The following is a 21,634-nucleotide window of genomic DNA, read 5'->3' on the forward strand; positions in this document are numbered from 1 at the left end:
GTCGGGGAATGGGATTGGGCGGGCGTCATTCCGAGGTGTCCAGCCCGTCGGGGCGGGTCTCGGGCTTCGCCGGGGAATCTTCGGCCGGGGCGACGGGGACCTCGATCGTCGGATCCTGTTCCGGCAGGGCGGCGGGCGCGGGGCCTTCGCTCTCGGGGGCGGTGTCGGGCGGCGCGCCATCCGTGGATCCGGTGTCGGGTCCCTCGGTTTCGCCGGCCTGCGGGGCGGTCGCCTGCGTATCATCGGTGGCAGGCGCCTCGCCCGTATCGTCGGGGGCTTCCTCCATCGGCGGGGCGTCGTCGCCCAGGGTGTCCAGCGGGGCTTCGTCTTCACCCTCGGGCGTGGTCACCTCCGTCTCATCCGTCACGCCGGCGTGTTGCTCCGCCTCGGTCACGGGCGTCGCCTCGGTGGCGGGCAGGGGGGCGCCCTCGGTTTCGATCGGCTTCGCGTCCAGCAGGACGAATTCGATGCGGCGGTTGGCCTCGCGCCCCTCTTCGGTGCCGTTGTCGGCGATCGGCTGCGTCTCGCCATAGCCCGCGGCCACGAGGTTTTCGGTCAGGACATGGCGTTCCATCAGCGCCATCAGCACCGACCGCGCCCGTTCCTGCGACAGCGCGAGGTTCATTTCGTCGCGGCCCTGGCTGTCGGTGTGGCCGGCGATCTCCATGCGGAAATCCTGGCAGTCCTTCATCGCCACCGCCAGATCGTCGAGCGTCTTTTCCCCGGCGGCGGCGATGACCGCCGAGCCGGGCTCGAAGCTGACCTTGCTGGCGGCCAGAACGCCGTTCAGCCGGTCCACGCATTCCGGCCCGGTGGGCAGGCCCAGCACCGGGTCGAGCCGCCGGTCATACTGGATGGCGAGCGCGATCGCCGCCCCTTCGCCCAGCCGTTTGGCCAGAAGCCGCGAGACGGTGTCCGAGGCCTGCTGATCACCGGTGATGCCGCTGACCCGGACCAGATCCGGGGTGACCACCACCGAACCGGAGGCCAGCGTGTCCAGCGCCTCGAGCGCGGCCATCGTGCGCACCGGCCAGCCCTGCGGCAGGTCGGGGTCGAGCCGCGTCGCCCCGTAGACCGAGGCGGCGCCGAACCGCGCGCGGGCGTAGCTTTCGATCGCGTCGCGGCTGCGGGCATTGGTGACGCGGCCGCGCAGGGACACCTTGCCGTCCTTGTCCAGAAGCGCGGTGAATTCGGGGCGGGTGCCCTCGGCCTCGGCCGCCTTCTGCCGTTCCGCCTTGAGCGAGAAGATATCCGGCAGGTTCGATTCCAGCTCGCCCACGACCTTGTCGTAGGTCGCCTGCGGCACGTCCGGCGCGGCGGCGAGGACGATATCGGCATCGGCGAAGGTGATGGTGCCCGCGCCCAGTTCCCTGAGCGCCTTCAGCCCCATCACCACCGCGTCGCCCCATTGCGGCGAGGGGGTGCCCATGCCGATGGTGCAGCCCTGCGCGCCCTTGACGCCCGCATCGCGCGCGGCGGCCAGGATGCGGTCGCGCGCGCGGTCGGTATCGGCGGAACAGGCGTCGAAGCGCGCGCCCTCATCGTCGATCAGGAAGCGCAGGGTGAAGGGGGTGATGACCGGGCGCGGGGCCGAGATCTCGGAGACCAGCTTCAGCTCAACCGGGCGGCGACGGGCCAGCGATGTCTCGATCCGGGTCTTTTCCGCCGGGCTGTCGGCGATCGCGTTCACCTCGACCAGCCCCGGATCGACCGAGATCTTGGCGCGCGGCAGGGTGCGGATCGTCTCGACGGCGAAGTCGACGGCCATGCCCCAGCCATCGGGTTCGGGATAATCGGCGGTCTCCAGCATGTCGGTGACGGTGCCGACGCCCTGCTGCGCCTCAAGCCGCGACACCAGCGCCGCGCGGTCCGTGGCCGAGGGGATGAACCCGATCAGCGAGATCCCGTCGTCATTGCGCAGCATCTCCAGCGAGAAATCCGGCGGCGCGGTGGCCACGCTGTTTTCGACATCGGTGTTGTCGACGATGCGCGAACTGTCGACCACGGTGCTGGCGCGGGTGATGGCGCGGAAGCGTTCCGCCTCGGACGGCGCGGTGCCCAGCAAGATCACCTGCAGCCCGTCGGTGCGCACATCGACCCAGCCGTGGCCCGTCGCCTCCATCTCGATCTGCATCATCTTCTGCGAACGCTTCTCGATCACCGTGGCCGAGCCGCCCGCAGCGAAGGCCGCGAGCACCGCGGCGGAGGCAAAGCAGACGGTGGTCAGGATCTTGGCGCGCAGGCTCATGCGGTCTCCTCATTGCCGTTCGGATAGGGGCCGTCCGGGTCGGGCCTGTCTTATGCGGCAGGGTCGGGCGAGGCAATTACACGATTGCGGCAACGGCAAGAAACAGCGCAGCCAGCAGCCCCGCATCACGGTTCGAGCGGAACAGCCGGAGGCACACGTCGGGATCGTCGATATCGAGCCTGCGCAGCTGCCACAGCAGATGCGCGCCAAGCGCGACGGGCGCCAGAAGCGCCAGCACCAGCGCGGCGCCGCCCATGCCCGCCGGCAGCAGGGCGGCCAGCACTGCCACCTCGAACAGCGCGACGGTCAGGATCAGGAAGCCGGTCAGCCATTGCCCGGTCCTGTCGGCGAACAGCCGGGCGGTGGATTTCACCCCGATCAGGACGTCATCCTCCTTGTCCTGATGGGCGTAGATCGTGTCGTAGAACAGCGTCCAGACCAGCCCTGCAAGCCACAGCAGGACCGGCGCGGCGGACAGGCTGCCCGCATGCGCCGTCCAGCCGACAAGCGCGCCCCAGTTGAACGCGATGCCAAGGAAGGCCTGCGGCCACCATGTGAAACGCTTGGCGAAGGGATAGACCAGCACCGGCAGCAGCGACACGATCCCCACGACGATCGCCGCGCCATTGAAGCTGAACAGGATCAGCGCCGAGATCGCCGTCTGCGCGACCAGCCAGACCAGCGCCTGTTTCACCGTCACCTGCCCCGACGGGATCGGGCGCGACCGCGTCCGCGCCACGGCGGCGTCGAACTTGCGGTCGGTGATGTCGTTCCAGGTGCAGCCCGCCCCGCGCATGAGAAACGCGCCGATGGCGCAGCCGAGGATCAGCCACAGATCCTCCCACCGCGGTGTCCCGGCCGCGGCGGCCAGCGAGATCCCCCACCAGCAGGGGATCAGCAGCAGCCATGTCCCGATCGGCCGGTCCGCGCGGCTGAGCCGCAGATAGGGCCGCGTCGCGGGCGGCGCCAGCCGGTCGACCCAGTTGCCTTTCACGGCATCGGCGACGGCGCCTGCTTGCTCTGGCGTTTGCGGTTGGCCTTGCATAATCTGCGCCTCATGGAACGTGCCAAGATCAGACTCCATGTAGATCAGCCTTTGGGGCAGGGGCAAGCGGTGTCCCTGACGCCCGATCAGGCGCATTACCTGTTCGCGGTGATGCGCGAGGGGCCGGGTACGCATGTCGCGCTGTTCAACGGGCGCGACGGCGAATGGACGGCCGAGGTGACTTCGGCGGGCAAGAAGACCGGGGTGCTGACCTGTCTGGCATGGGCGGCGCCGCAGCTGAACCCGCCGGACCTATGGCTGCTGTTTGCGCCGATCAAGAAGGAGCGCACCGATTTCATCGTCGAGAAGGCGGCGGAACTGGGCTGCGCGCGGATCCTGCCGGTGGCGACCGACTACACCAATTCGCAGCGCATCCGGCAGGACCGTTTGCAGGCCCATGCGCTGGAGGCGGCGGAGCAATGCCTTGGCACCTATGTGCCCGAGGTGACCGATCTGGTCCCGCTGAAAAAGCTGCTGGCCGACTGGTCGCCCGAACGGCGCATCCTGTGGGCGGACGAAAGCCTCGTCGGCGCGGGCCGGGTGATGGCGGGGCTGACCCCCGGCCCCTGGGCCATCCTGATCGGGCCGGAGGGCGGCTTTTCGGAAGGGGAGCGCAACTGGCTGCGCATGAAACCCTTCGTCACGCCGGTCAGCCTTGGCCCGCGCATCCTGCGCGCCGATACGGCGGTCTGCGCGGCGATCACCCTGTGGCAGGCGACGCTCGGGGATTGGCGGTGATCCGGCCGGAGCTGCGCGACAGACTCCACCGTCACCGCGAGCTGATCGCGGCCATCGCCGCCATTGCCGCGGGGCTGTGGATCGCCTCGCTTGGCGGATGGCTGCTGATCCCGGTGGGCCTGCTGGTCGCGGCGGCGGCCTGCGCCTGGGCGACGAGCGCATGGCGGCGCGGCCGCTTCACCCGGCCGGTCACCGATCCCGGCGTCGTCGAGGTGATCGAGGGCCGGATCGGCTATTTCGGCGCCGGGCAGATGCTGGGCGGATATGTCTCGATCGACGATCTGGCGGAAATCCGGCTGCTGACGCTGCGCTCGGCGCGCTACTGGCGGCTGAAGACGGCCGACGGGCAGGCGATTCTGGTTCCCGTGGCGGCGGCGGGGGCAGAGGCGCTTTACGACGCTTTCGCCGCCCTTCCCGACATCGACATGCGCCGGCTGACGGCGGCGCTTGAATCCGATATCGTCGCACAACGCCTGTGGACCCGGCAGGGCCCGCGCGACCTTGACACCCGCGCGCGATAGAGCCACCAGTTCGTGCGACCTTCAGACAAGAGAGCTTCATGTCCATTCCCCAGCAGGGCGGCGGCCCGATCGAGCGGCTCGAACAACTCGCCGAATACATCGCGTCGGGCGAGAAGCCGCGCGAGGACTGGCGCATCGGCACCGAGCACGAGAAATTCGGCTACGACCGGCGCGGGCTGGCCCCGCTGCCCTATGAGGGGGAAACCTCGATCCGCGCCATGCTCGAAGGGCTGCGCGACCGCTTCGGCTGGGAACCCGTCGATGAACAGGGCAAGCTGATCGGCCTGACGCGGAATGGGGCGAATGTCAGCCTCGAACCCGGCGGGCAACTGGAACTGTCGGGCGCGCCGCTGGCCACGCTGCACGAAACGCGGGACGAACTGGAAAACCACCTGAGCGAGGTGGCGGCGGTCGGCCAGCCGATCGGGGCCGAGTTCATCGGCCTTGGCGCGGCGCCCGTCTGGACGGCGGATGAGATGCCGGTGATGCCCAAGGGGCGCTACCGGCTGATGAACGACTACATGGGCCGCGTCGGCACCATGGGGCGGACGATGATGTTCCGCACCTGCACGGTGCAGGTGAACCTCGACTATGCCTCCGAGGCCGACATGGTGCGCAAGATGCGCGTGGCGCTGGCCTTGCAACCGGTGGCGACGGCGCTGATGGCGAATTCGCCCTTCCTCGACGGCAGGGTGAACGGGTTCAAGTCGTGGCGCGCGAATGTCTGGCAGAACCTCGATGACGCGCGCACCGGCATGCTGCCCTTCATGTTCGAGGACGGCGCCGGCTATGAACGCTATGTCGATTACGTCCTCGATGTGCCGATGTATTTCGTCTACCGCGACGGCAAATACATCGACGCGCTCGGGCAGAGCTTCCGCGACTTCCTGAAGGGCGAACTGCCCGCGCTGCCCGGCGAAAAGCCCACCCTGTCGGACTGGGCCGATCACATGACCACCGTCTTCCCCGAGGCGCGGGTGAAGAAATACATCGAGATGCGCGGCGCCGATGGCGGTTCGCGCGAACGGCTGGTGGCGCTGCCGGCACTCTGGGTCGGGCTGATGTATGACGGTGCGGCGCTGGATGCCGGCTGGGATCTGGTCAAGGACTGGGACGCCGGGACCCGCGACGACTGGCGCCGCGTGGCGGGGCGTGACGGGCTCGCGGCCGAGGTCGGCGGCGTGAAGATGCGCGATCTGGCGCGCGAGGTTCTGGCGATTTCCCGCGCCGGGCTGGCCGCGCGCGGGAATGTGGCGGAGGGGCAGGACGAAACCCGCTTCCTCGACGTGCTCGACGAAAGCGTCGCCACCGGCCGCACCCCGGCCGACGAACTTCTGGCGAAATACCACGGCGAATGGCAGGGCGACCTGTCGCGGATCTACCCGGAATACCGCTACTAGGTCACCTCATCCGCCAAGGCGCCCTTCCTGCCTTCATTCTTCCATAAATATCCCGGGGGTGAGCCCGGAACGGGCGAGGGGGCAGCGCCCCCTGCTGCGCAGGCCCCTCCGCTCAGACCACGGGCGGGCCGAAGCGGTTCGCCTCCGGCTCGGCATCCGGTGCCCGGCTGATGAAGAAATACAGCAAGATCAGCGACCCGATCAGCGGGATCAGCGAGATGAACAGCCACCAGCCCGAATGGTTGGTGTCATGCAGCCGCCGCACGCCCACCGAGATCGCCGGCAGCAGCACGATGAACGAGAAGATCGTGCCAAGCGGCCCGCCGCTGGTCGCGTAGTAGAAGAAGCCCATCCCCGCGTCGAAATGCGCGCGCCCGAACAGCAGCCCGTCCAGCACCGCAAAGACGATCTGGCCGAGGAAGATGAACAGCATGAACCACCAGAATTCGGAACGCGGCGCGCGACCCTGAAATGTGGCGAAATCCTTGAAACATTTGCGGACAGCGGTCTGAAAATCCATCGGTCGGCTCCTTTTTCACCATCAGGCACCCGCACCGGGCGGAAATCAAGTCTTCTTGCCGATCTTCGGTTCCCGCCCCTGCGCGAGGCGCTGGATGTTCGCCCGGTGCCGCCAGAAGATCAGCACCGCCATGATCGCCGCGGCGGGCATCAGTTCGCGATAGCCGAGGATCTGCGCCAGCGGCACCGACAGCGCCGCCGCGACCAGCGCCGACAGAGAGGAGATCCGCGTCACCAGCGCCGTCACCAGCCACGCGAGGCAGGCCGCGATGCCAAGCGGCCAGGCCAGCGCCAGCAGCGTGCCGAGGAAGGTCGCCACCCCCTTGCCGCCGCGGAACCTCAGCCAAACGGGATAGAGATGACCGATGAAGGCCGCGACGCCCGCGATCTGCGCCGCCGCCTCGCTGCCCAGAAACCATTCGACCAGCAGCACCGCCACCGCGCCCTTGGCGCCGTCGAGGATCAGTGTCGCCGCCGCCGCCGCCTTGTTGCCGGTGCGCAGGACATTCGTCGCGCCGATATTGCCGGATCCGATCTGTCGCAGATCGCCGAGCCCCATCAGTTTGGTGATGACGACCCCGAACGGGATCGAGCCGAGCATATAGCCCAGCAGCGCCACCGCCGCCAGAATCGCGGCGCCGTCTCCTGCCTCCGGCATTGCTGCCCCTCATGTTTTATTATTGCTCTTTGTTATCGCTATAAACCTGCACTCCGCCGACGAATGTGGCAAGGACCTTTCCTTGCATCCGGGCGCCGTCGAAGGGGGTATTTTTCGATTTCGAGTGCAGTTTGAAGCGATCCAGCACGAAAGGCCGGTCCGGATCGAACAGCACGAGGTCGGCGGGGGAGCCTGCCTCGAGCCGCCCCTGCGGCAGGCCGAGCCGCTTTGCCGGGTTCAGCGACAGCGCCCGGAACAGCTGGTTCAGCGTCAGATGGCCGCCGTGATACAGCCGCATCGCCGCCGGCAGCAGGGTTTCCAGCGCCACCGCCCCGGCCGCCGCCTGCTCGAACGGCAGGCGCTTCGATTCCTCGTCCGCCGGGGTGTGCATCGAGCAGATCACGTCGATCAGGCCCGACCCCACCGCCTCGATCGCCGCCAGCCGGTCGCTTTCGGCGCGCAAGGGCGGGGTCAGCTTGAAGAAGGTGCGGTAATCGCCGACATCGAGTTCGTTCAGCGTCAGATGGTGGATCGACACCCCCGCCGTCACGTCGAGACCGGCGGCCTTGGCCCGTTCCAGCGCCGGCAGGCTGCGCGCCGAGGTGATCTGGTCGGCGTGGTAGCGCACGCCCGTCATCTCGGCCAGCGCCAGATCCCGGTCGAGGCCCATCCTCTCGGCCATCGGGCTGACGCCCGGCAGGCCGCGCAGCGCGGCGAACTTGCCCGAGGTGACGGCGGCGCCATGGCTCAGCCCCGGTTCCTGCGGATGGCAGATCACCAGCGCCTCCAGTGCGCGGGCATAGGTGAAGGCGCGCGACAGGACCTTGGCATCGGTGGCGACATGCCCGGCATCGGTGAAGGCGACGGCGCCCGCGTCCAGAAGAAAGCCGATCTCGGTCATCTCGCGCCCGGCGCGGCCCTTGGTCAGGGCGGCCATGTGGCGGATGCGGACCGGCTGTTCCGCCGCGCGCTTGGTGGCGAATTCGAGCGATTCCGGCGTGTCGATGGCGGGCGCCGTGTCGGGCCGCGCGATGATCGTGGTGACGCCGCCCGCCGCCGCCGCAAGGCTGGCCGAGCGGAAGCTTTCCATGTGCCGCTCACCGGGTTCGCCGATCTTGACGCCCAGATCGACGATCCCGGGCGCAAGGCACAGGCCCGAACAGTCGATCACCCGGGCGCCCTCGGGCACTTCGGTCAGGCCGACCTCGCGGATGAGGCCGTCCCGCACCAGCAGGTTGCCCGTCGTTTCGGTATTCGCGGCCGGATCTATCAGCCGGGCGTTTTCAAAGAACAGGGTCATTCCATCCCCTTCTGTATGCCGCGGATCAGGGCGTATACCCCGGCCGGGTCCGTGATGTTCTGAAAGCTGGCGATCACCGGCTGTTCCGAATCGTCCTGACGGCGCCGGCGGGTGCCGACGGTGAACCGCACGGAATTGTCGGTGACGGTGACCGGAAGCCGGGCGGTGATCGGAAACCGCTGGACGCGGCGCCCATCCCCCGGCGGGACCGAGGCGATGTAGATCGCCCGGTCGGTGACGAGGTAATGCAGATAGCGCAGCCGGCGGGTGCCCGGCTTCAGCGTGCGGGCGATCTGCGCGCCCGACAGCACGAACAGCGCCATGCCCAGAACCTTGATCCAGATCGCCTCGCTGGCGTTCACCAGCAGCGCGATGCCCGAAACGAAGCCCGCGCCGGACAGGACCGTCAGCAGCGGGCTGGTGCGCGCGGCGGGGGCCTCGGCCTTCGCGGGATCCGGGGAGCCGAACCAGAGCACCGTCTCGGCCCGGTCGATCTCGCTTTGCCAGAAGGCGGGGGGCATGTCCGGCTGCGCGCTGTCGCGGGCCTCGGGGTCGTCGCCTCTGGCGCCGCGCCGCACGGCGGGGATGACCGTGGCGCGATCGTCCCGGTCCAGCAGGATCGGGTCTTCGTCGCGCAGCGCGTCCCGTTTGCGGAGAGGGTCGGACAAGGCGGGCCTCAGACGAATGTGCCGCGGGCGAGGTTCTCGGTCGCCGCGCGCCCGCGTTCCGCCCTGAGATTCTGCGCCAGCAGGTCCATCACCGCCATCCGCACCGCGACGCCCATTTCCACCTGTTCCTGAATGACCGAACGGGTGATGTCGTCGGCGATGGTGCCGTCGATCTCCACCCCGCGGTTCATCGGGCCGGGGTGCATGACGATCGCATCGGGTGCCGCGAAGCCGAGCTTTTCGGCATCCAGCCCGTAGCGGTGGAAATATTCGCGTTCCGAGGGGATGAAGCCGCCGTCCATCCGTTCCTTTTGCAACCGCAGCATCATCACCACATCGGCGCCCTTCAGGCCCGCGCGCATGTCCTCGTAGATATCGACGCCGAATTCGCCGAAGCCCGAGGGCATCAGCGTCGGCGGCCCGATCAGCCGCACGTGGTTTTCCATCTTGCCCAGCAGCAGCATGTTCGACCGCGCCACCCGGCTGTGGGAAACGTCGCCGCAGATCGCCACGGTCAGCCCGTGCAGCCGCCCCTTGGCGCGGCGGATCGTCAGCGCGTCCAGCAAAGCCTGCGTCGGATGTTCGTGCTTGCCGTCGCCCGCGTTGACGACCGCGCAGTTCACCTTCTGCGCCAGCAGGTCCACCGCGCCCGAGGCCCCGTGCCGCACCACCAGCAGATCGGGGTGCATCGCGTTCAGCGTCAGCGCGGTGTCTATCAGCGTCTCGCCCTTCTTCACGCTGGAATTCTGCATCGCCATGTTCATCACATCCGCGCCGAGCCGCTTGCCCGCAAGCTCAAAGCTCGACTGCGTGCGGGTCGAGTTCTCGAAGAACATGTTGATCTGCGTCATGCCCTCCAGCGCGTCGGTGCGCTTCACCGTGCGCCGGTTCAGGTCGACATAGCGATCCGCAAGATCGAGGACGGTCAGGATCTCCTCCGGTGCCAGATGTTCGATGCCCAGAAGATGTCGCGCGCGGAATGCCATGACCTGCCCCCGAAAATGGTCCGTGCCGTATATCGCAAACGGGGAAGGCTGCGTCCAGCGGCTTTACCCGGCGCGGGGGACGGCATAGCTTGCGCGAATGACAGGGGATGCCGATCAGTTCGACCATGATGCCGCCCGCGCCGCGCTCGAATGGCTGGTCGAGCTGGGCGTGGATACGGCTGTCGGCGATGCGCCGGTGAATGCCTATGAGCTGCCCGACCATCTGGCGCAGCCGAAGCCCGCAGCGCCCCCCGCCGACGCGCCCGCCCTGCCGCTGCGCGTGGCCGAGGCAGGGCCCGATCCGGTGGAAGAAGCCCGCCGCGCCGCCAAATCCGCACGGACATTGGAAGAACTGCGCGAGGCCATCGTCGCCTACGATCTTTGCCCGTTGAAGAAGGGGGCGAAGAACACCGTTTTCTCGGACGGCAATCCGAAGGCGCGGGTGATGGTGATCGGCGAGGCGCCGGGCCGGGACGAGGACATTCAGGGCAAGCCTTTCGTCGGCCGGGCGGGGCAGTTGCTGGACCGGATGTTCGCGGGAATCGGTCTGGACCGCACTGCGCCCGACGCGGCGCATGCGCTCTACATCACCAATGTTTTACCGTGGCGCCCACCGGGCAACCGTGAGCCCGAGGCGGGTGAGATCGCGCAGATGCTGCCGTTCCTTGCGCGGCATGTCGAACTGGCGGACCCGGATCTGATCGTTCTGATGGGCAATGCGGCCTGCGCCGCCGCGCTGAACCGGCGCGGCATCATGCGGCTGCGTGGCCACTGGACAGAGGCCTTCGGCCGTCCCGCCATGCCGATGACCCACCCGGCCTATCTGCTGCGTCAGCCGCATGCCAAGCGCGAGGCCTGGGCCGATCTGCTGGCCATCCGGGCGCGGCTGGATTCGCTGCCCGGATAGTCACGCCGGGGTAGGCCGCGAAATCCGCGGATGGTGCGGATCATTCGGCCGGGCAGCCGTCTATCTCGATCGCCTGCGCATCGCCTTCGGCCGGGTTGTCCAGCACGGTGATCCGCAGGTCGGACTGGTCCAGCGCGAAGGGCCGGGCGTCGTCGGGCACGAAATCGGCCGAGGCGATCAGCACCCCGCCTTCGCGCGACATGGTGGATTCCGACACCCACATCGGATGAGAGCGCAGCTCGAACAGCGCGACGCGATCCTGATCGGCGGTATCGCGATCATCGGGCAGGTCGATCCGCGCCGTGACGCGGGTGCCGTCGGACACGGGTTCCGTCGTGCAGCGGGCAAGGCCGGGGCGCGGGACGGGCACATCCTCCATCGCCGCGCTGATCCTGTCGTCGGGGGCGCCCGCGCCCTCCAGATCCACGTCGAGCCGCACCGAGACCGGCACGCAGATGTTGCGGCAGACGCCGAAATCCATCACCGCGTCCAGCATCACCGGCTCCGCCGGGTCGTGAGGCGTGATCCGCACCGGCAGCACCAGCACGTCGTGATAGCCGATCGAGCGCATGCCGTTCTGGTCGAAGGCGGTGGGCACCGGCCAGATCACCTGCAATTCGGCGATGTTGCGCGATCCGGTGAAATCCAGCATCGGCGGGATGCCCGCCTCGCCGGGCACGCGCCAGTAGGTCTTCCAGCCGGGGTCGAGCCCGATGCGGATCGCCGCGATGCGGCTGCCATCGGGGGCGCGCCAGCCGGGCAGGATCTCCACCCCGGCGATGCCGGGGGGCTGTGCCTCCTGCGCATGGCCGGACAGGGGCTGCGCCAGCGCGGCGGCAAGGATCAGCGAGGGGGTGACGGAACGGATCATGCGCCTTCATATCCCCCGCCCGGGCGCGCGTTCCAAGTCACAATCGCGCAAGCGATGCGCGGGATGGCGCGAAAGCCACCGCGCATCGGCCCGGCCGGGGGTTGATCGTGGCGCCGGTCGGGGCCACTTTGGTTAAAAGCGCTTTCTGCGGCGCTTCTTGGCCCGGAGGCGACGCGATGGATATGGCAATGGATATGACGGGCAAGCTTCTGATCGCCATGCCCGGTATGGAAGATCCCCGGTTCGAGCATGCCGTGGTGGCGATCTGCGCCCATTCGCCCGAGGGGGCGATGGGTCTGATCGTCAACAAGCCCCTGCCGAAACCGGCGATGAGCGACCTTCTGGGCCAGTTGGGCATCACCGTGCCGACCTCGGATCTACGCGGGGGCGAGCCGATCCTGTTCGGCGGCCCGGTGGAGACCGGGCGCGGCTTCGTGCTGCATTCGCGCGACTGGCCGCGCGGCGCGGATCAGGCCGGCGCGATCATGGAGGTCTCGCCCGACATGGCGATGACCGCGACGCGCGACATCCTTGAGGCGATGGCCTCGGGCCACGGGCCGGAACGCGCGCTGCTGGCGCTTGGCTATGCCGGATGGGGTCCGGGGCAGCTTGAGGCCGAGATCATGTCGAATGGCTGGCTGGTGGCCGATGGCGACGCGGAACTGGCGCTTGGCGCCGATCACGCGACGAAATGGATGCGCGCGCTTGGCGCGATGGGGATCGATCCGCGGACGCTTTCGGCTTCGGCCGGGCGGGCGTGACGGAGGGGTCGCAGGGGGGCGCTGCCCCCTCTTTGCGCTGGCGCGCAAATTCACCCCCGGGATATTTATGGAAGAATGAAGGAAGGTCTCGGTCAGGGCCGGGGCGCGGCGGCGCGGCGCAGGCGGTCGTTGATCGCGCGGCCAAGGCCGGTTTCCGGCACGGGGGCGACGGCGATGCGCCGCGCGCCCGTTTCGATGGCGATCCGGTCGGCCGCCCGCAATGCGGAAAACAGATGCGCCGCGGCCTCGGTCGTGTCGCCGGCGGGCGAGAAGTTCAGATCCGCGCCGGCGCAATCCGGGCCGAAGCCGATCCAGACCTCGCCGGGTTCGCGCGCCGTCGCCATCAGGCGCACGGGCGCGCCGGGGGCGTAATGGGATGTCATCTGGCCGGGCGCGTTGGGTTTGTTCGCGTCGCCGCCGATGGGCAGGGGCTGGCCGAGCGCCTCTTCCAGCGCCTCCGCCGTCAGGCCGCCGGGGCGCAGCAGCATCGGCGGGTTCAGGGACAGGATCGTCGATTCCACCCCGACCCGGCAGGTGCCGCCATCGACGACCGCCGCGATCCGGCCCGACAGGCCCTGGATCACATGGCAGGCCGTCGTCGGGCTGACCTTGCCCGAGGGATTGGCGGAGGGCGCAGCGACCGGCCCGCCGAAGGCATGCAGCAGCGCCTGCGCCACCGGATGCGCGGGCACCCGGATCGCGATCGTGTCAAGCCCCGCCGTCACCAGATCCGAGATCCCCGCATCGCGGCGCAACGGCAGCACCAGCGTCAGCGGCCCCGGCCAGAACCGCGCGGCGATGGCGCGGGCGCGATCGTCGAAGACGGCGATTTCCTCGGCCGCCGCCAGATCGGGCAGATGGGCGATCAGCGGATTGAACGAGGGCCTTCCCTTGGCCGCATAGATCGCCGCCACCGCGTGGCTGTTGCGGGCATCGCCGCCAAGACCATAGACCGTCTCGGTCGGGAAGGAGACGAGTTCACCCTTCGACAGCAGTTCCGCCGCCCGGGCCAGTCTTGGTGCGTCAGGTGCAAGAACGTCGGTCATGTATCCTCGGTCGTGGCGTGACATCTGCGGCGGATCGTTCGTGACGTGGCGTAGCGGTTGATGCGACCTGCCCTTGCGGTAACGTGCCGCCAATCAGTCCGCATCCATCTGACCCTTGCAATTAAGCCTTATGGCCGCGGATGCCAAGCCCGGCGCTTCAGGAGGAAAGCCATGCCCTATCGTTCACCCGTCGCGGAACTGCGCTTCATCCTCGACAATGTGGTGCCGCTCGCGCCGGTCGCGCAGACGGATCTGTTCGCCGAGGCGACGCCCGACACGGTCGAGGCGATCCTGACCGAGGCGGGCCGGCTGTGCGACGAGGTCATGGCCCCGCTGAACCGCGAGGGCGACCTGCACCCGCCGCGTCTGGTGGATGGCGCGGTGATCGCCACGCCCGGATTCCGTGAGGCTTATCAGCAGATTGCGGAGGGCGGATGGGTGTCCGTCGCGGGGCCGGTGGACTATGGCGGAATGGGCCTGCCGCTGACCGTGGCGATCGCGGTGAACGACATGATGGCGGGGGCCAATCTGTCCCTGCAGCTCAATCCGCTGCTGACGCAGGGGCAGATCGAGGCGCTGGAACACCATGCCTCGGATGCGCTGAAAGAGGTCTATATCCCGAAGCTGGTTTCCGGCGAATGGGCGGGGACGATGAACCTGACGGAACCGCAGGCGGGGTCGGATGTCGGCGCATTGCGGGCGCGGGCGGAGCCTTTGGGCGATGGAACCTATGCCGTGACGGGGCAGAAGATCTTCATCTCCTGGGGGGATTCGGACCTGACGGCGAACGTCTGCCATCTGGTTCTGGCGCGTCTGCCGGATGCGGCGCCGGGGACCAGGGGCATATCCCTCTTCATGGTGCCGAAGTTCATCCCCGACGAAAACGGCGAACCGGGCGAAGCCAATGCGGTCAAGGTCGTGTCGCTGGAACACAAGATGGGGCTGCATGGCTCGCCCACCTGCGTGATGAGCTTCGAGGGCGCCACGGGCTGGCTTGTCGGGGCGCCGCACAAGGGGATGGCGGCGATGTTCACGATGATGAACAACGCGCGGCTGAACGTCGGCGTGCAGGGGATCGGCATCGCCGAGGCCGCCTATCAGAAGGCCCGCGAATATGCGCAGGAACGGGTGCAGTTCGCGCCGATCATCGAACATGCCGACGTGCGCCGGACGCTGGCCGAGATGAAGGCCGAGCTGTTCGCGGCGCGTTCCATCGCGCTCGCCTGCGCGGTCGCGCTGGATATGGGCCGGGCGACGGGGGAGGAAGACTGGGCCGCGCGCGGCGCCCTGCTGACCCCGGTCGCCAAGTCTTTCGGGACCGAAACCGGCATGTGGGTCGCGGATCAGGGGATTCAGGTCCACGGCGGCATGGGCTTCATCGAGGAAACCGGCGCCGCGCAGTTCTGGCGCGACGTGCGGGTGACGGCGATCTACGAAGGCACCAACGGCATTCAGGCGATGGACCTTGTGGGCCGCAAGATGGCGGATGGCGGCAAGGCGGCCTTCCGGCTGTTGCAGGAGATCGAGGACGAGGCCCGTTCCGCCCGCGACAGCCTGCCCGATCTGGCCGGGGAGGTCTGGCAGGCAGCCGAATCCCTGCGCGAGCATACCGAATGGCTGCAGGGGCAGGACAGTGCCGACCGCTTCGCCGGCGCGGTGCCCTATCTGCGCGCCTTCGCCCGGGTTCTGGGCGGGCATTACCACCTGCGCGCCGCGCTGGCCGAGGGCGGCGCCGGTCCCCGCACCGCGCTGGCCGCGGTCTATATCCGCCGGCTTCTGCCGCAGGCGGGCGCCAGCCTTGCCGAGGCGCGCGAAGGCGCCGCGGGGCTTTATGCGCTGACGGACGAGGATCTGGCCTCCTGAGATCGGGCGCGGAACGGGCGCAGTTGTCATTGCGCCTGTTCTGGTGTTTGTGGTGCGCGTGAAGTCCGGCGGCCTCCGCGCAGCCCGAAAATGAGGAGAGCGCCTCTTGCGCCGATTGATCCTGTGCCTGCTCCTGCCCCTGTTTCTTGCGGCCTGCGGGGCGGAACCCGTATGGGCCCCTGACGAGGCGGTCCAGAAGGCCGCCTATCGCACCGGCAACCCGCCCTCGGTCACGCTGATGACGGTGATCGGCACCAAGACCGGATCTGGCGGGCATTCCGCGCTGATGATCGACGGCTCGCAGCGGGTGATCTTCGACCCGGCCGGAAGCTGGCATCACCCTTGGGTGCCGGAACGGAACGATGTCGATTACGGCATTACCGACCAGATGTATCGCTTCTACTACGATTACCATGCGCGCGAGACCTGGTATGTCCGCGAGCAGAAGGTGTTCATCTCCCCGCAGCAGGCGGAAATGCTGATCAAGCGGGTCGAGGCGAACGGCGCGGTGTCCAAGGCGATGTGCGCATGGGCCGTTTCGGGCGTGCTGCGCGATATTCCGGGGTTCGAATCGATGCCGCGGACCCTGTCGCCCACCAAGCTGTCGCGCGCCTTCGCCAAGCTGCCGGGGGTCGAGACGAAGGACCATTACGACAACGACCCGGATGACAATTCCGGCGTGCTGATGATCGAGATGGAGGCCGTCCGCGAAGGTGCGGACGGGGCGAACCGGCGGCGCTAGATCAGCCAGAGCGCCAGATAAAGCGTGGCAAAACCGCCGAGGATCGCCGCCAGCGTGTTGCGGGTGGCGATGCCGACCGCCACCGTCGCCCCGGCGGCCAGCAGCCGCGCCGGATCGGCGCCGCTGCCCTCTGCCGCCTGCGGCCACAGCACCAGCGGCGCGACCAGCCCCGGCAGCACCGCGACGGCGGTGTAGCGCAGATAGCGCAGCGCCCAGGCGGGCAGCGGGCGGCTGCCGATCAGTCCGATGAAGGAATAGCGCAGCAGGAAGGTGCCGATGCCAAGCACCACGATGATGCCCCAGATCATCGGCCCGCTGTAGTGGTCCGCGGCGGTCATGCGGCGTTCCTCCGTTCCAGAAGGCGCTCGACCGTCGCGCCGGTCCACATCGCCAGAAGCGCCGCCAGCAGCAGCCCCGTGCCGGTCGGCAGCGGCGACAGCGCCAGCGCCGCGATCACCGACACGGCCGCCGCCGCCAGATGCGGCACCGACCGCAGCCCCGGCGCGATCATCGCGAGGAAGGTCACCGGCACGGCGAAATCCAGCGCCAGCCCCTCGGGGATCGCCTTGCCGGCCAGCGCGCCCGCCAGCGTCGACAGCGACCACGGCAGGCAGGTCGGCAGGCAGGCCCCGAGGAAATAGGCGACCTTCTGCGGCAGGCTCATCGCCGGGGCGCGTTCGTATTCCTGCTGCGAGAGGCCAAAGCTCTGGTCGGTCATCAGATAGGCGATCAGCACCCGATGCCAGGGCGCCGCCCGCCCCAGATGCGGCGCGAGCGAGACGGAATACATCGCCATCCGCAGGTTCACCGCCAGCGAGGTCACGATCACCATGAAGGCCGGCGCGTGATCGTTCATCAGTTGCAGCGCGGTGAACTGCGACGCCCCCGCCAGCACGAGGATCGAGAAGCCCATCACCTCGGCCAGATCGAGCCCGGCATCCGTCGCCGCGACGCCGAACAGCGCCCCGAAGGGCAGGATGACCAGCAGGAACGGCAGGGCGTTGCGCGCGCCGCGCCAGAAACAATGTGAAATCGGAGTGATTGACGCCATGCTCTGCTTTCCGGACGAAGGATGTTGCGCCAGTTCTAGAAGGAGGATCGGGGAACACCAAGCGCGGGATTGTAAGGGGAGCAATTGGTCGATGTTGGCACAGACGCGACCTGACATGCCGGTTCCGCTGGCGCGCATCCGGCGCGGTGTTCCCGAGGCTGACCGGCGCGCGGCGGCCGAGCTTTACTGGCAGGCGTTCGGGGCGAAGCTCGGCCCGGTCATGGGACCGCGCGACCGCGCCTTGGCCTTCATCGAGCGGGTGATGGATTCCGATCACGTGCTTTCGGCCTGGGACGGATCGGGCCGGCTGCTCGGCGTGATCGGTTTCCGCAATTCCCACGGCGCTTTCGTCGGCGGCACGACCGAGGATCTGGATGCCGTCTACGGCCCCTTCGGTGGCTTGTGGCGCAAGCTGGCGCTTTCGGTTCTGGGCACGGATCTGCCGGGCGGGGTGCTGGCGGTGGACGGGCTGGTGGTCGTCGACGACGCGCGCGGCACCGGCATCGGCGCCGCCCTGATCGAGGCCCTGTCGCGCGAGGCCCGTGACCGCGGCTACCGGAGCCTGCAGCTCGAGGTGGTGGATGGCAACGACCGCGCCCGGGCGCTGTATGAACGGCTGGGCTTTCTCCATGCGGGCTGGTCGCGGAGCTTTCTGGCCGCGCTGTTCTTCGGCATCCGGGGCAGCACGTCGATGCAGCGGCCGCTGTGAGCGCTTCACGACGGCGAAGCCAAATTCACGGCAAAAGGCACCGAACTCCACGCGAAGATATTCCTTCAGGGCGGTTCGGAGCCGGACGCGCCCTCTCCCCTTCATTCTTCCATAAATATCCCGGGGGTGAGGCCGAAGGCCGAGGGGGCTGGCCCCCTTCTCCCTCTCCGCCGGCACCGCGGCTTCCCGCCGTGAAATGGCCTAGTCGAAAATACCCGTGACCCGGCCAAGCAGCATGAACGCCCGCGCCGTGCGGGTGTTCGCCAGCGCGACGATCTCCTGATCCGTGGCGTTTTGTTCAAAGGCCGCGAAGCCGCGGTCGAAATGGCGCAGGAAATGATGCACGGCATCGCGGAAGATCGTGTCCGACCGCATCTGCGCGGCGCTGATCGCCAGCACCGAACGGTCGCGGATGCCGCCGACGGCGGCGATCTCGCGGCCGCGCTCGCCTTGGGCGAAGCGGCGCCACAATTCGGGCCGGGCCAGATCGGGGCTCAGATCGTCCATGAAAATGTCGATCCGCGACAGAAGGTTCAGCACATCCTGCGACGCGCGGATCAACCGGGCCGTCGAATGATCCTCAAGCGCGCGGCGCAGGGCGCCGAAACCCTCCCGGTCCTCGGCATTGTCGGGAAAGTTCAGCGCGCGGATGAGGTCGGCACTGGACAAGGGCGGCGCCAGCGCCTCGGCCGGGGTGCCAAGCGCGAGCGAGGGCTCCGCCTCGCCGGCCGGGGCGGGACGGGCGGAAACGAGCGCCGCGCGCCGATCCGCCGAAGGCTCGGTCGCCCGCCCGTCGCGGCGCGAGGTGAAGGCCCCCTGCCGCTCGACCGGAGGTGGAGGCGCGGGGCGGTCGGCGAAAGGCTCCGGCTCGGCCGGGCGCGGCACCGCGATTCCCGATGGGCGCGGCGGCGACAGCGCCTCGATCACCGCCTTCATCCGTTCGGCCTCGTCGCGCAGGTCCTGCACGGTGCGCGCGGTCAGCGCCGCGATCCAGATCAGCGCGAGCGGCAGCACCGCACCGACCAGAGCCAGGATGACCGTCGCGGCGCTGGTCTCAGCGGGCGCGGGCAGGAACAGCCAGAAGGCCAGCACCAGCAGCAGCCACACGGCGCTGAGCGCGATCGCGATCCGCTCCGCCGGGCCGAGCCGGTCGAGCCCCTGCCCAAGCCGCGCCTGATGGCTGCGCAGAGGTGCCACCGGGCCGCCCGGCGCCTGCGGCGCGGGGGGGACGGGGTCCGTATCGGTGCGGCTCATGGCGATAATCCTTGCGTCGATTCCTCCCGCATCCCGCGGGAAGGGGCCTTGCATCGGTTCCCGCGGGATGCGGGAGGCGGGCAGGCGGCCCTGCCTTCGGCCCCCGTCTTCAGGCGTAGACCACCTTGATGATCTCGTAGCTGCGCACGCCGCCGGGGGTGCGGACCTCGACGCTGTCGCCTTCGTCCTTGCCGATCAGGGCGCGGGCGATCGGCGATTTCAGGTTCAGCAGGCCGCGTTCCAGATCGGCCTCGGTCTCGCCGACGATCTGGTAGGTGCGTTCCTCGTCGGTATCCTCGTCGACGATGGTCACCGTGGCGCCGAACTTGATCGAGCCCGACAGCCGGGACGGGTCGATCACCTCGGCAAGGCCGAGGATCGACTCGATCTCCTTGATCCGGCCCTCGACGAAGCTCTGCTTTTCGCGGGCGGCGTGGTATTCTGCGTTTTCCGACAGGTCACCATGTTCACGCGCTTCCGCGATCGCCTTGATGACCATCGGGCGCTCGACGCTCTTGAGCGTCTTCAGTTCTCCATCAAGCGCGTCGAATCCGGCGCGCGTCATCGGTATCTTTTCCATGGTGCCCTTGGTCCGGCTTTCTGTTCCTGGATCAAAGAGTGTAAATCTGTCCTCCCCCCCCGAAGTCAAGAGGCGCGGTGGATTTTGCCCGCATCGCGCGCCGGGCCGCGATCGGGGGGCGGAATGTCGCTGCGGGGCAGAAATCCCCGTCCCCGCCTGTTAGATGCCGGGGTCGTCGCGTCACAATTGCCTCATTCCCTCAGGTAAGTTAGCAACGGCACAGGGAAAGCGGATGCCAAGCCGAAAGGGGCCAAGCGGATGAGCGAGCCAGCGATTGATCGTGAGTCGATGGATTATGATGTCGTGATCGTGGGGGGTGGTCCTTCGGGGTTGTCCGCGGCGATCCGGCTGAAGCAGATCGACCCGGATCTGGGCGTGGTGGTGCTGGAGAAGGGCTCCGAGATCGGGGCGCATATCCTGTCTGGGGCGGTGCTGGATCCGGTGGGGCTGGACCGGCTGATCCCGGACTGGCGCGAACGGGGCGCGCCGGTCACGACCGGGGTCACGGAGGACAGCTTCCTGTTCCTGACCGAGACCGGGCAGATGCGGATTCCGAACTGGCCGATGCCGCGGTTCATGTCGAACCACGGGAAATACATCGTCTCGATGGGCAATGTCTGCCGCTGGCTGGCGGAGCGGGCCGAGGAGCTGGGGGTGGAGATCTTCCCCGGCATGGCGTGCTCGGAACTGGTGTTCGAGGGCGACCGTGTCGCGGGCGTCGTCGCCGGCGAATTCGGCCGCGAGGCCGATGGCACGCCCGGGCCGAACTACGAGCCGGGGATGGAGCTGCGCGGCAAATACGTGTTTCTGGCCGAGGGGGTGCGGGGGTCGCTGTCGAAGGTGGCGATGGCGAAATACGACCTCTCGGCCGGGCATGATCCGCAGAAATTCGGCCTTGGCATGAAGGAGATCTGGGAAATCGACCCGGCGAAGCACAGGCTGGGCACGGTGGTGCATACGATGGGCTGGCCGCTCGGCAATAACGCGGGCGGTGGGTCGTTCATCTATCACGCGGAAAATAACCAGATCTTCATAGGTTTCGTGGTTCATCTGAATTATGCGAATCCCTATCTGTATCCCTACATGGAGTTTCAGCGTTTCAAGCAGCATCCGGCGGTCAGGCCGCTGCTGGAGGGCGGCAAGCGCGTGGCCTATGGCGCGCGGGCGATTTCCGAGGGCGGTTGGCAGTCGATCCCGAAGCTGACCTTTCCGGGGGGCGCACTGCTCGGCTGTTCGGCCGGGCTGGTGAACGTGCCGCGGATCAAGGGCAACCACAACGCCATGCTGTCGGGCATCGCGGCGGCCGAGGCGGCGGCGGCGGCGATCGCGGCCGGGCGCGCGGGCGACGAGTTGGTGGAATATGAGGCCGACCTGCGATCCGGCCCGATCGCGGAGGACCTGAAGAAGGTGCGCAACGTCAAGCCGATGTGGTCGCGGTGGGGGATGGCGGCCTCGACGGTGCTGGGCGGCTTCGACATGTGGACGAACGACCTGTTCGGGCTGTCGCTCTTCGGCACGCTGAGCCATGGCAAGACGGATGCGGCGGCGACCGGCAAGGCCCGCGATTTCAAGCCGATCGACTATCCGAAACCGGACGGGGTGATCAGCTTCGACCGGCTGACCAACGTGGCCTTCAGCTTCACCAACCACGAGGAATCGCAGCCCTGCCACCTGAAGCTGAAGGATCCGACGATTCCGATCCGGGTGAACCTGCCCGACTACGCCGAGCCCGCGCAACGCTACTGCCCCGCCGGCGTCTACGAGGTG

The 21,634-nt window shown here is 68.3% G+C and carries 22 protein-coding genes; 9 read left to right on the forward strand and 13 right to left on the reverse strand.

Going from position 1 to position 21,634, the window contains the following annotated elements:
- Positions 1 to 25: 25 nt before the first annotated feature.
- Positions 26 to 2,248 (reverse strand): OmpA family protein, encoded by a 2,223-nt coding sequence (locus D2T30_RS12350; protein ID WP_128209111.1) that lies wholly within the window; start codon positions 2,246 to 2,248, stop codon positions 26 to 28.
- Between the two features lie 76 nt (positions 2,249 to 2,324).
- Positions 2,325 to 3,293, reverse strand: a complete 969-nt coding sequence (gene ubiA / locus D2T30_RS12355; RefSeq protein WP_128209135.1) for a 4-hydroxybenzoate octaprenyltransferase — start codon at positions 3,291 to 3,293, stop codon at positions 2,325 to 2,327.
- 12 nt (positions 3,294 to 3,305) lie between these two features.
- Between ubiA and D2T30_RS12360 the strand changes: the two genes are divergently transcribed.
- Genes D2T30_RS12360 through D2T30_RS12370 form a run of 3 tightly spaced genes read left to right on the forward strand, consistent with a single transcriptional unit; the run spans position 3,306 to position 5,952 of the window.
- A complete protein-coding gene (locus tag D2T30_RS12360; RefSeq protein ID WP_128209112.1) occupies positions 3,306 to 4,031 on the forward strand; it encodes a 16S rRNA (uracil(1498)-N(3))-methyltransferase in 726 nt (241 codons plus the stop codon).
- Positions 4,028 to 4,552, forward strand: coding sequence for a hypothetical protein (locus tag D2T30_RS12365; protein ID WP_128209113.1), 525 nt, complete (start codon positions 4,028 to 4,030; stop codon positions 4,550 to 4,552). Before D2T30_RS12360 ends, D2T30_RS12365 begins: the two co-directional genes overlap by 4 nt.
- Positions 4,553 to 4,590: 38 nt before the next feature.
- The gene (locus tag D2T30_RS12370) at positions 4,591 to 5,952 is read left to right on the forward strand and encodes a glutamate--cysteine ligase (RefSeq protein WP_128209114.1); all 1,362 of its coding nucleotides are present in this window, start codon (positions 4,591 to 4,593) and stop codon (positions 5,950 to 5,952) included.
- A 112-nt stretch (positions 5,953 to 6,064) separates the two neighbouring features.
- Here the strand turns inward: D2T30_RS12370 and D2T30_RS12375 are convergent, their stop codons facing one another.
- The 5 genes from D2T30_RS12375 to D2T30_RS12395 are packed head-to-tail and all read right to left on the reverse strand — an operon-like array spanning position 6,065 to position 10,083.
- Positions 6,065 to 6,472 (reverse strand): DUF805 domain-containing protein, encoded by a 408-nt coding sequence (locus tag D2T30_RS12375; protein ID WP_128180329.1) that lies wholly within the window; start codon positions 6,470 to 6,472, stop codon positions 6,065 to 6,067.
- A gap of 45 nt (positions 6,473 to 6,517) precedes the next feature.
- On the reverse strand, positions 6,518 to 7,129 hold the full coding sequence (gene plsY, locus D2T30_RS12380) for a glycerol-3-phosphate 1-O-acyltransferase PlsY (protein ID WP_128180331.1): 612 nt from the start codon (positions 7,127 to 7,129) through the stop codon (positions 6,518 to 6,520).
- A 19-nt stretch (positions 7,130 to 7,148) separates the two neighbouring features.
- Positions 7,149 to 8,429 (reverse strand): dihydroorotase, encoded by a 1,281-nt coding sequence (gene pyrC / locus D2T30_RS12385; protein WP_128209115.1) that lies wholly within the window; start codon positions 8,427 to 8,429, stop codon positions 7,149 to 7,151.
- Positions 8,426 to 9,097 carry a hypothetical protein gene (locus D2T30_RS12390; protein ID WP_128209116.1) on the reverse strand — a complete coding sequence of 224 codons (672 nt, stop codon included), beginning with the start codon at positions 9,095 to 9,097 and terminating at the stop codon, positions 8,426 to 8,428. Before D2T30_RS12390 ends, pyrC begins: the two co-directional genes overlap by 4 nt.
- Positions 9,098 to 9,105: 8 nt before the next feature.
- Positions 9,106 to 10,083, reverse strand: a complete 978-nt coding sequence (locus D2T30_RS12395) for an aspartate carbamoyltransferase catalytic subunit (protein WP_128209117.1) — start codon at positions 10,081 to 10,083, stop codon at positions 9,106 to 9,108.
- A gap of 97 nt (positions 10,084 to 10,180) precedes the next feature.
- Here D2T30_RS12395 and D2T30_RS12400 point away from each other — a divergent pair, with 97 nt between their 5' ends.
- Positions 10,181 to 10,990, forward strand: a complete 810-nt coding sequence (locus D2T30_RS12400; RefSeq protein WP_128209118.1) for a uracil-DNA glycosylase — start codon at positions 10,181 to 10,183, stop codon at positions 10,988 to 10,990.
- 40 nt (positions 10,991 to 11,030) lie between these two features.
- Here D2T30_RS12400 and D2T30_RS12405 read toward each other — a convergent pair whose 3' ends face one another.
- Positions 11,031 to 11,861, reverse strand: a complete 831-nt coding sequence (locus D2T30_RS12405; RefSeq protein ID WP_128209119.1) for a protein-disulfide reductase DsbD domain-containing protein — start codon at positions 11,859 to 11,861, stop codon at positions 11,031 to 11,033.
- Positions 11,862 to 12,037: 176 nt separating this feature from the next.
- Here D2T30_RS12405 and D2T30_RS12410 point away from each other — a divergent pair, with 176 nt between their 5' ends.
- On the forward strand, positions 12,038 to 12,622 hold the full coding sequence (locus D2T30_RS12410; RefSeq protein WP_164881790.1) for a YqgE/AlgH family protein: 585 nt from the start codon (positions 12,038 to 12,040) through the stop codon (positions 12,620 to 12,622).
- Between the two features lie 92 nt (positions 12,623 to 12,714).
- Here the strand turns inward: D2T30_RS12410 and D2T30_RS12415 are convergent, their stop codons facing one another.
- Positions 12,715 to 13,668, reverse strand: coding sequence for an L-threonylcarbamoyladenylate synthase (locus D2T30_RS12415; RefSeq protein ID WP_128209120.1), 954 nt, complete (start codon positions 13,666 to 13,668; stop codon positions 12,715 to 12,717).
- Positions 13,669 to 13,839: 171 nt separating this feature from the next.
- Here D2T30_RS12415 and D2T30_RS12420 point away from each other — a divergent pair, with 171 nt between their 5' ends.
- Both D2T30_RS12420 and D2T30_RS12425 read left to right on the forward strand, forming a co-directional pair.
- Complete coding sequence (locus D2T30_RS12420) at positions 13,840 to 15,531, forward strand: acyl-CoA dehydrogenase (protein ID WP_128209121.1); 1,692 nt, start codon at positions 13,840 to 13,842, stop codon at positions 15,529 to 15,531.
- Between the two features lie 106 nt (positions 15,532 to 15,637).
- Positions 15,638 to 16,273 (forward strand): hypothetical protein, encoded by a 636-nt coding sequence (locus D2T30_RS12425; RefSeq protein WP_128180347.1) that lies wholly within the window; start codon positions 15,638 to 15,640, stop codon positions 16,271 to 16,273.
- On the opposite strand, the gene D2T30_RS12430 is transcribed toward D2T30_RS12425, so the two are convergent.
- Positions 16,270 to 16,611, reverse strand: coding sequence for an AzlD domain-containing protein (locus tag D2T30_RS12430; RefSeq protein ID WP_128180348.1), 342 nt, complete (start codon positions 16,609 to 16,611; stop codon positions 16,270 to 16,272). The two genes, D2T30_RS12425 and D2T30_RS12430, sit on opposite strands and share 4 nt — an antisense overlap.
- The gene (locus tag D2T30_RS12435; protein ID WP_128209122.1) at positions 16,608 to 17,324 is read right to left on the reverse strand and encodes an AzlC family ABC transporter permease; all 717 of its coding nucleotides are present in this window, start codon (positions 17,322 to 17,324) and stop codon (positions 16,608 to 16,610) included. The genes D2T30_RS12430 and D2T30_RS12435 overlap by 4 nt, the downstream gene beginning before the upstream one ends.
- A 115-nt stretch (positions 17,325 to 17,439) precedes the next feature.
- Here D2T30_RS12435 and D2T30_RS12440 point away from each other — a divergent pair, with 115 nt between their 5' ends.
- Positions 17,440 to 18,033: a GNAT family N-acetyltransferase gene (locus tag D2T30_RS12440; RefSeq protein ID WP_164884296.1), complete on the forward strand. Its 594-nt coding sequence runs from the start codon at positions 17,440 to 17,442 to the stop codon at positions 18,031 to 18,033.
- A gap of 201 nt (positions 18,034 to 18,234) precedes the next feature.
- Here D2T30_RS12440 and D2T30_RS12445 read toward each other — a convergent pair whose 3' ends face one another.
- Both D2T30_RS12445 and greA read right to left on the reverse strand, forming a co-directional pair.
- Positions 18,235 to 19,287 (reverse strand): hypothetical protein, encoded by a 1,053-nt coding sequence (locus tag D2T30_RS12445; protein WP_241651261.1) that lies wholly within the window; start codon positions 19,285 to 19,287, stop codon positions 18,235 to 18,237.
- A gap of 109 nt (positions 19,288 to 19,396) precedes the next feature.
- Complete coding sequence (gene greA, locus D2T30_RS12450) at positions 19,397 to 19,867, reverse strand: transcription elongation factor GreA (RefSeq protein WP_128180351.1); 471 nt, start codon at positions 19,865 to 19,867, stop codon at positions 19,397 to 19,399.
- 258 nt (positions 19,868 to 20,125) lie between these two features.
- On the opposite strand from greA, the gene D2T30_RS12455 reads away from it, so the two are divergent.
- Positions 20,126 to 21,634 (forward strand): electron transfer flavoprotein-ubiquinone oxidoreductase (locus D2T30_RS12455; protein WP_128209124.1); only part of this gene is annotated, 1,509 nt, incomplete at its 3' end.

It is taken from the genome of Paenirhodobacter populi, assembly GCF_004022215.1.
GTDB classification, from domain to species: domain Bacteria; phylum Pseudomonadota; class Alphaproteobacteria; order Rhodobacterales; family Rhodobacteraceae; genus Rhodobacter; species Rhodobacter populi.

Coding starts and splice junctions, on each gene's coding strand:
- D2T30_RS12350 (WP_128209111.1), bottom strand. CDS start 2,248: ATGAGCCTGCGCGCCAAGATCCTGACCACCGTCTGCTTTGCCTCCGCC.
- ubiA (WP_128209135.1), bottom strand. CDS start 3,293: ATGCAAGGCCAACCGCAAACGCCAGAGCAAGCAGGCGCCGTCGCCGAT.
- D2T30_RS12360 (WP_128209112.1), top strand. CDS start 3,306: ATGGAACGTGCCAAGATCAGACTCCATGTAGATCAGCCTTTGGGGCAG.
- D2T30_RS12370 (WP_128209114.1), top strand. CDS start 4,591: ATGTCCATTCCCCAGCAGGGCGGCGGCCCGATCGAGCGGCTCGAACAA.
- D2T30_RS12375 (WP_128180329.1), bottom strand. CDS start 6,472: ATGGATTTTCAGACCGCTGTCCGCAAATGTTTCAAGGATTTCGCCACA.
- plsY (WP_128180331.1), bottom strand. CDS start 7,129: ATGCCGGAGGCAGGAGACGGCGCCGCGATTCTGGCGGCGGTGGCGCTG.
- pyrC (WP_128209115.1), bottom strand. CDS start 8,429: ATGACCCTGTTCTTTGAAAACGCCCGGCTGATAGATCCGGCCGCGAAT.
- D2T30_RS12395 (WP_128209117.1), bottom strand. CDS start 10,083: ATGGCATTCCGCGCGCGACATCTTCTGGGCATCGAACATCTGGCACCG.
- D2T30_RS12400 (WP_128209118.1), top strand. CDS start 10,181: ATGACAGGGGATGCCGATCAGTTCGACCATGATGCCGCCCGCGCCGCG.
- D2T30_RS12405 (WP_128209119.1), bottom strand. CDS start 11,861: ATGATCCGTTCCGTCACCCCCTCGCTGATCCTTGCCGCCGCGCTGGCG.
- D2T30_RS12410 (WP_164881790.1), top strand. CDS start 12,038: ATGGATATGGCAATGGATATGACGGGCAAGCTTCTGATCGCCATGCCC.
- D2T30_RS12415 (WP_128209120.1), bottom strand. CDS start 13,668: ATGACCGACGTTCTTGCACCTGACGCACCAAGACTGGCCCGGGCGGCG.
- D2T30_RS12420 (WP_128209121.1), top strand. CDS start 13,840: ATGCCCTATCGTTCACCCGTCGCGGAACTGCGCTTCATCCTCGACAAT.
- D2T30_RS12430 (WP_128180348.1), bottom strand. CDS start 16,611: ATGACCGCCGCGGACCACTACAGCGGGCCGATGATCTGGGGCATCATC.
- D2T30_RS12435 (WP_128209122.1), bottom strand. CDS start 17,324: ATGGCGTCAATCACTCCGATTTCACATTGTTTCTGGCGCGGCGCGCGC.
- D2T30_RS12440 (WP_164884296.1), top strand. CDS start 17,440: ATGCCGGTTCCGCTGGCGCGCATCCGGCGCGGTGTTCCCGAGGCTGAC.
- D2T30_RS12445 (WP_241651261.1), bottom strand. CDS start 19,287: ATGAGCCGCACCGATACGGACCCCGTCCCCCCCGCGCCGCAGGCGCCG.
- greA (WP_128180351.1), bottom strand. CDS start 19,867: ATGGAAAAGATACCGATGACGCGCGCCGGATTCGACGCGCTTGATGGA.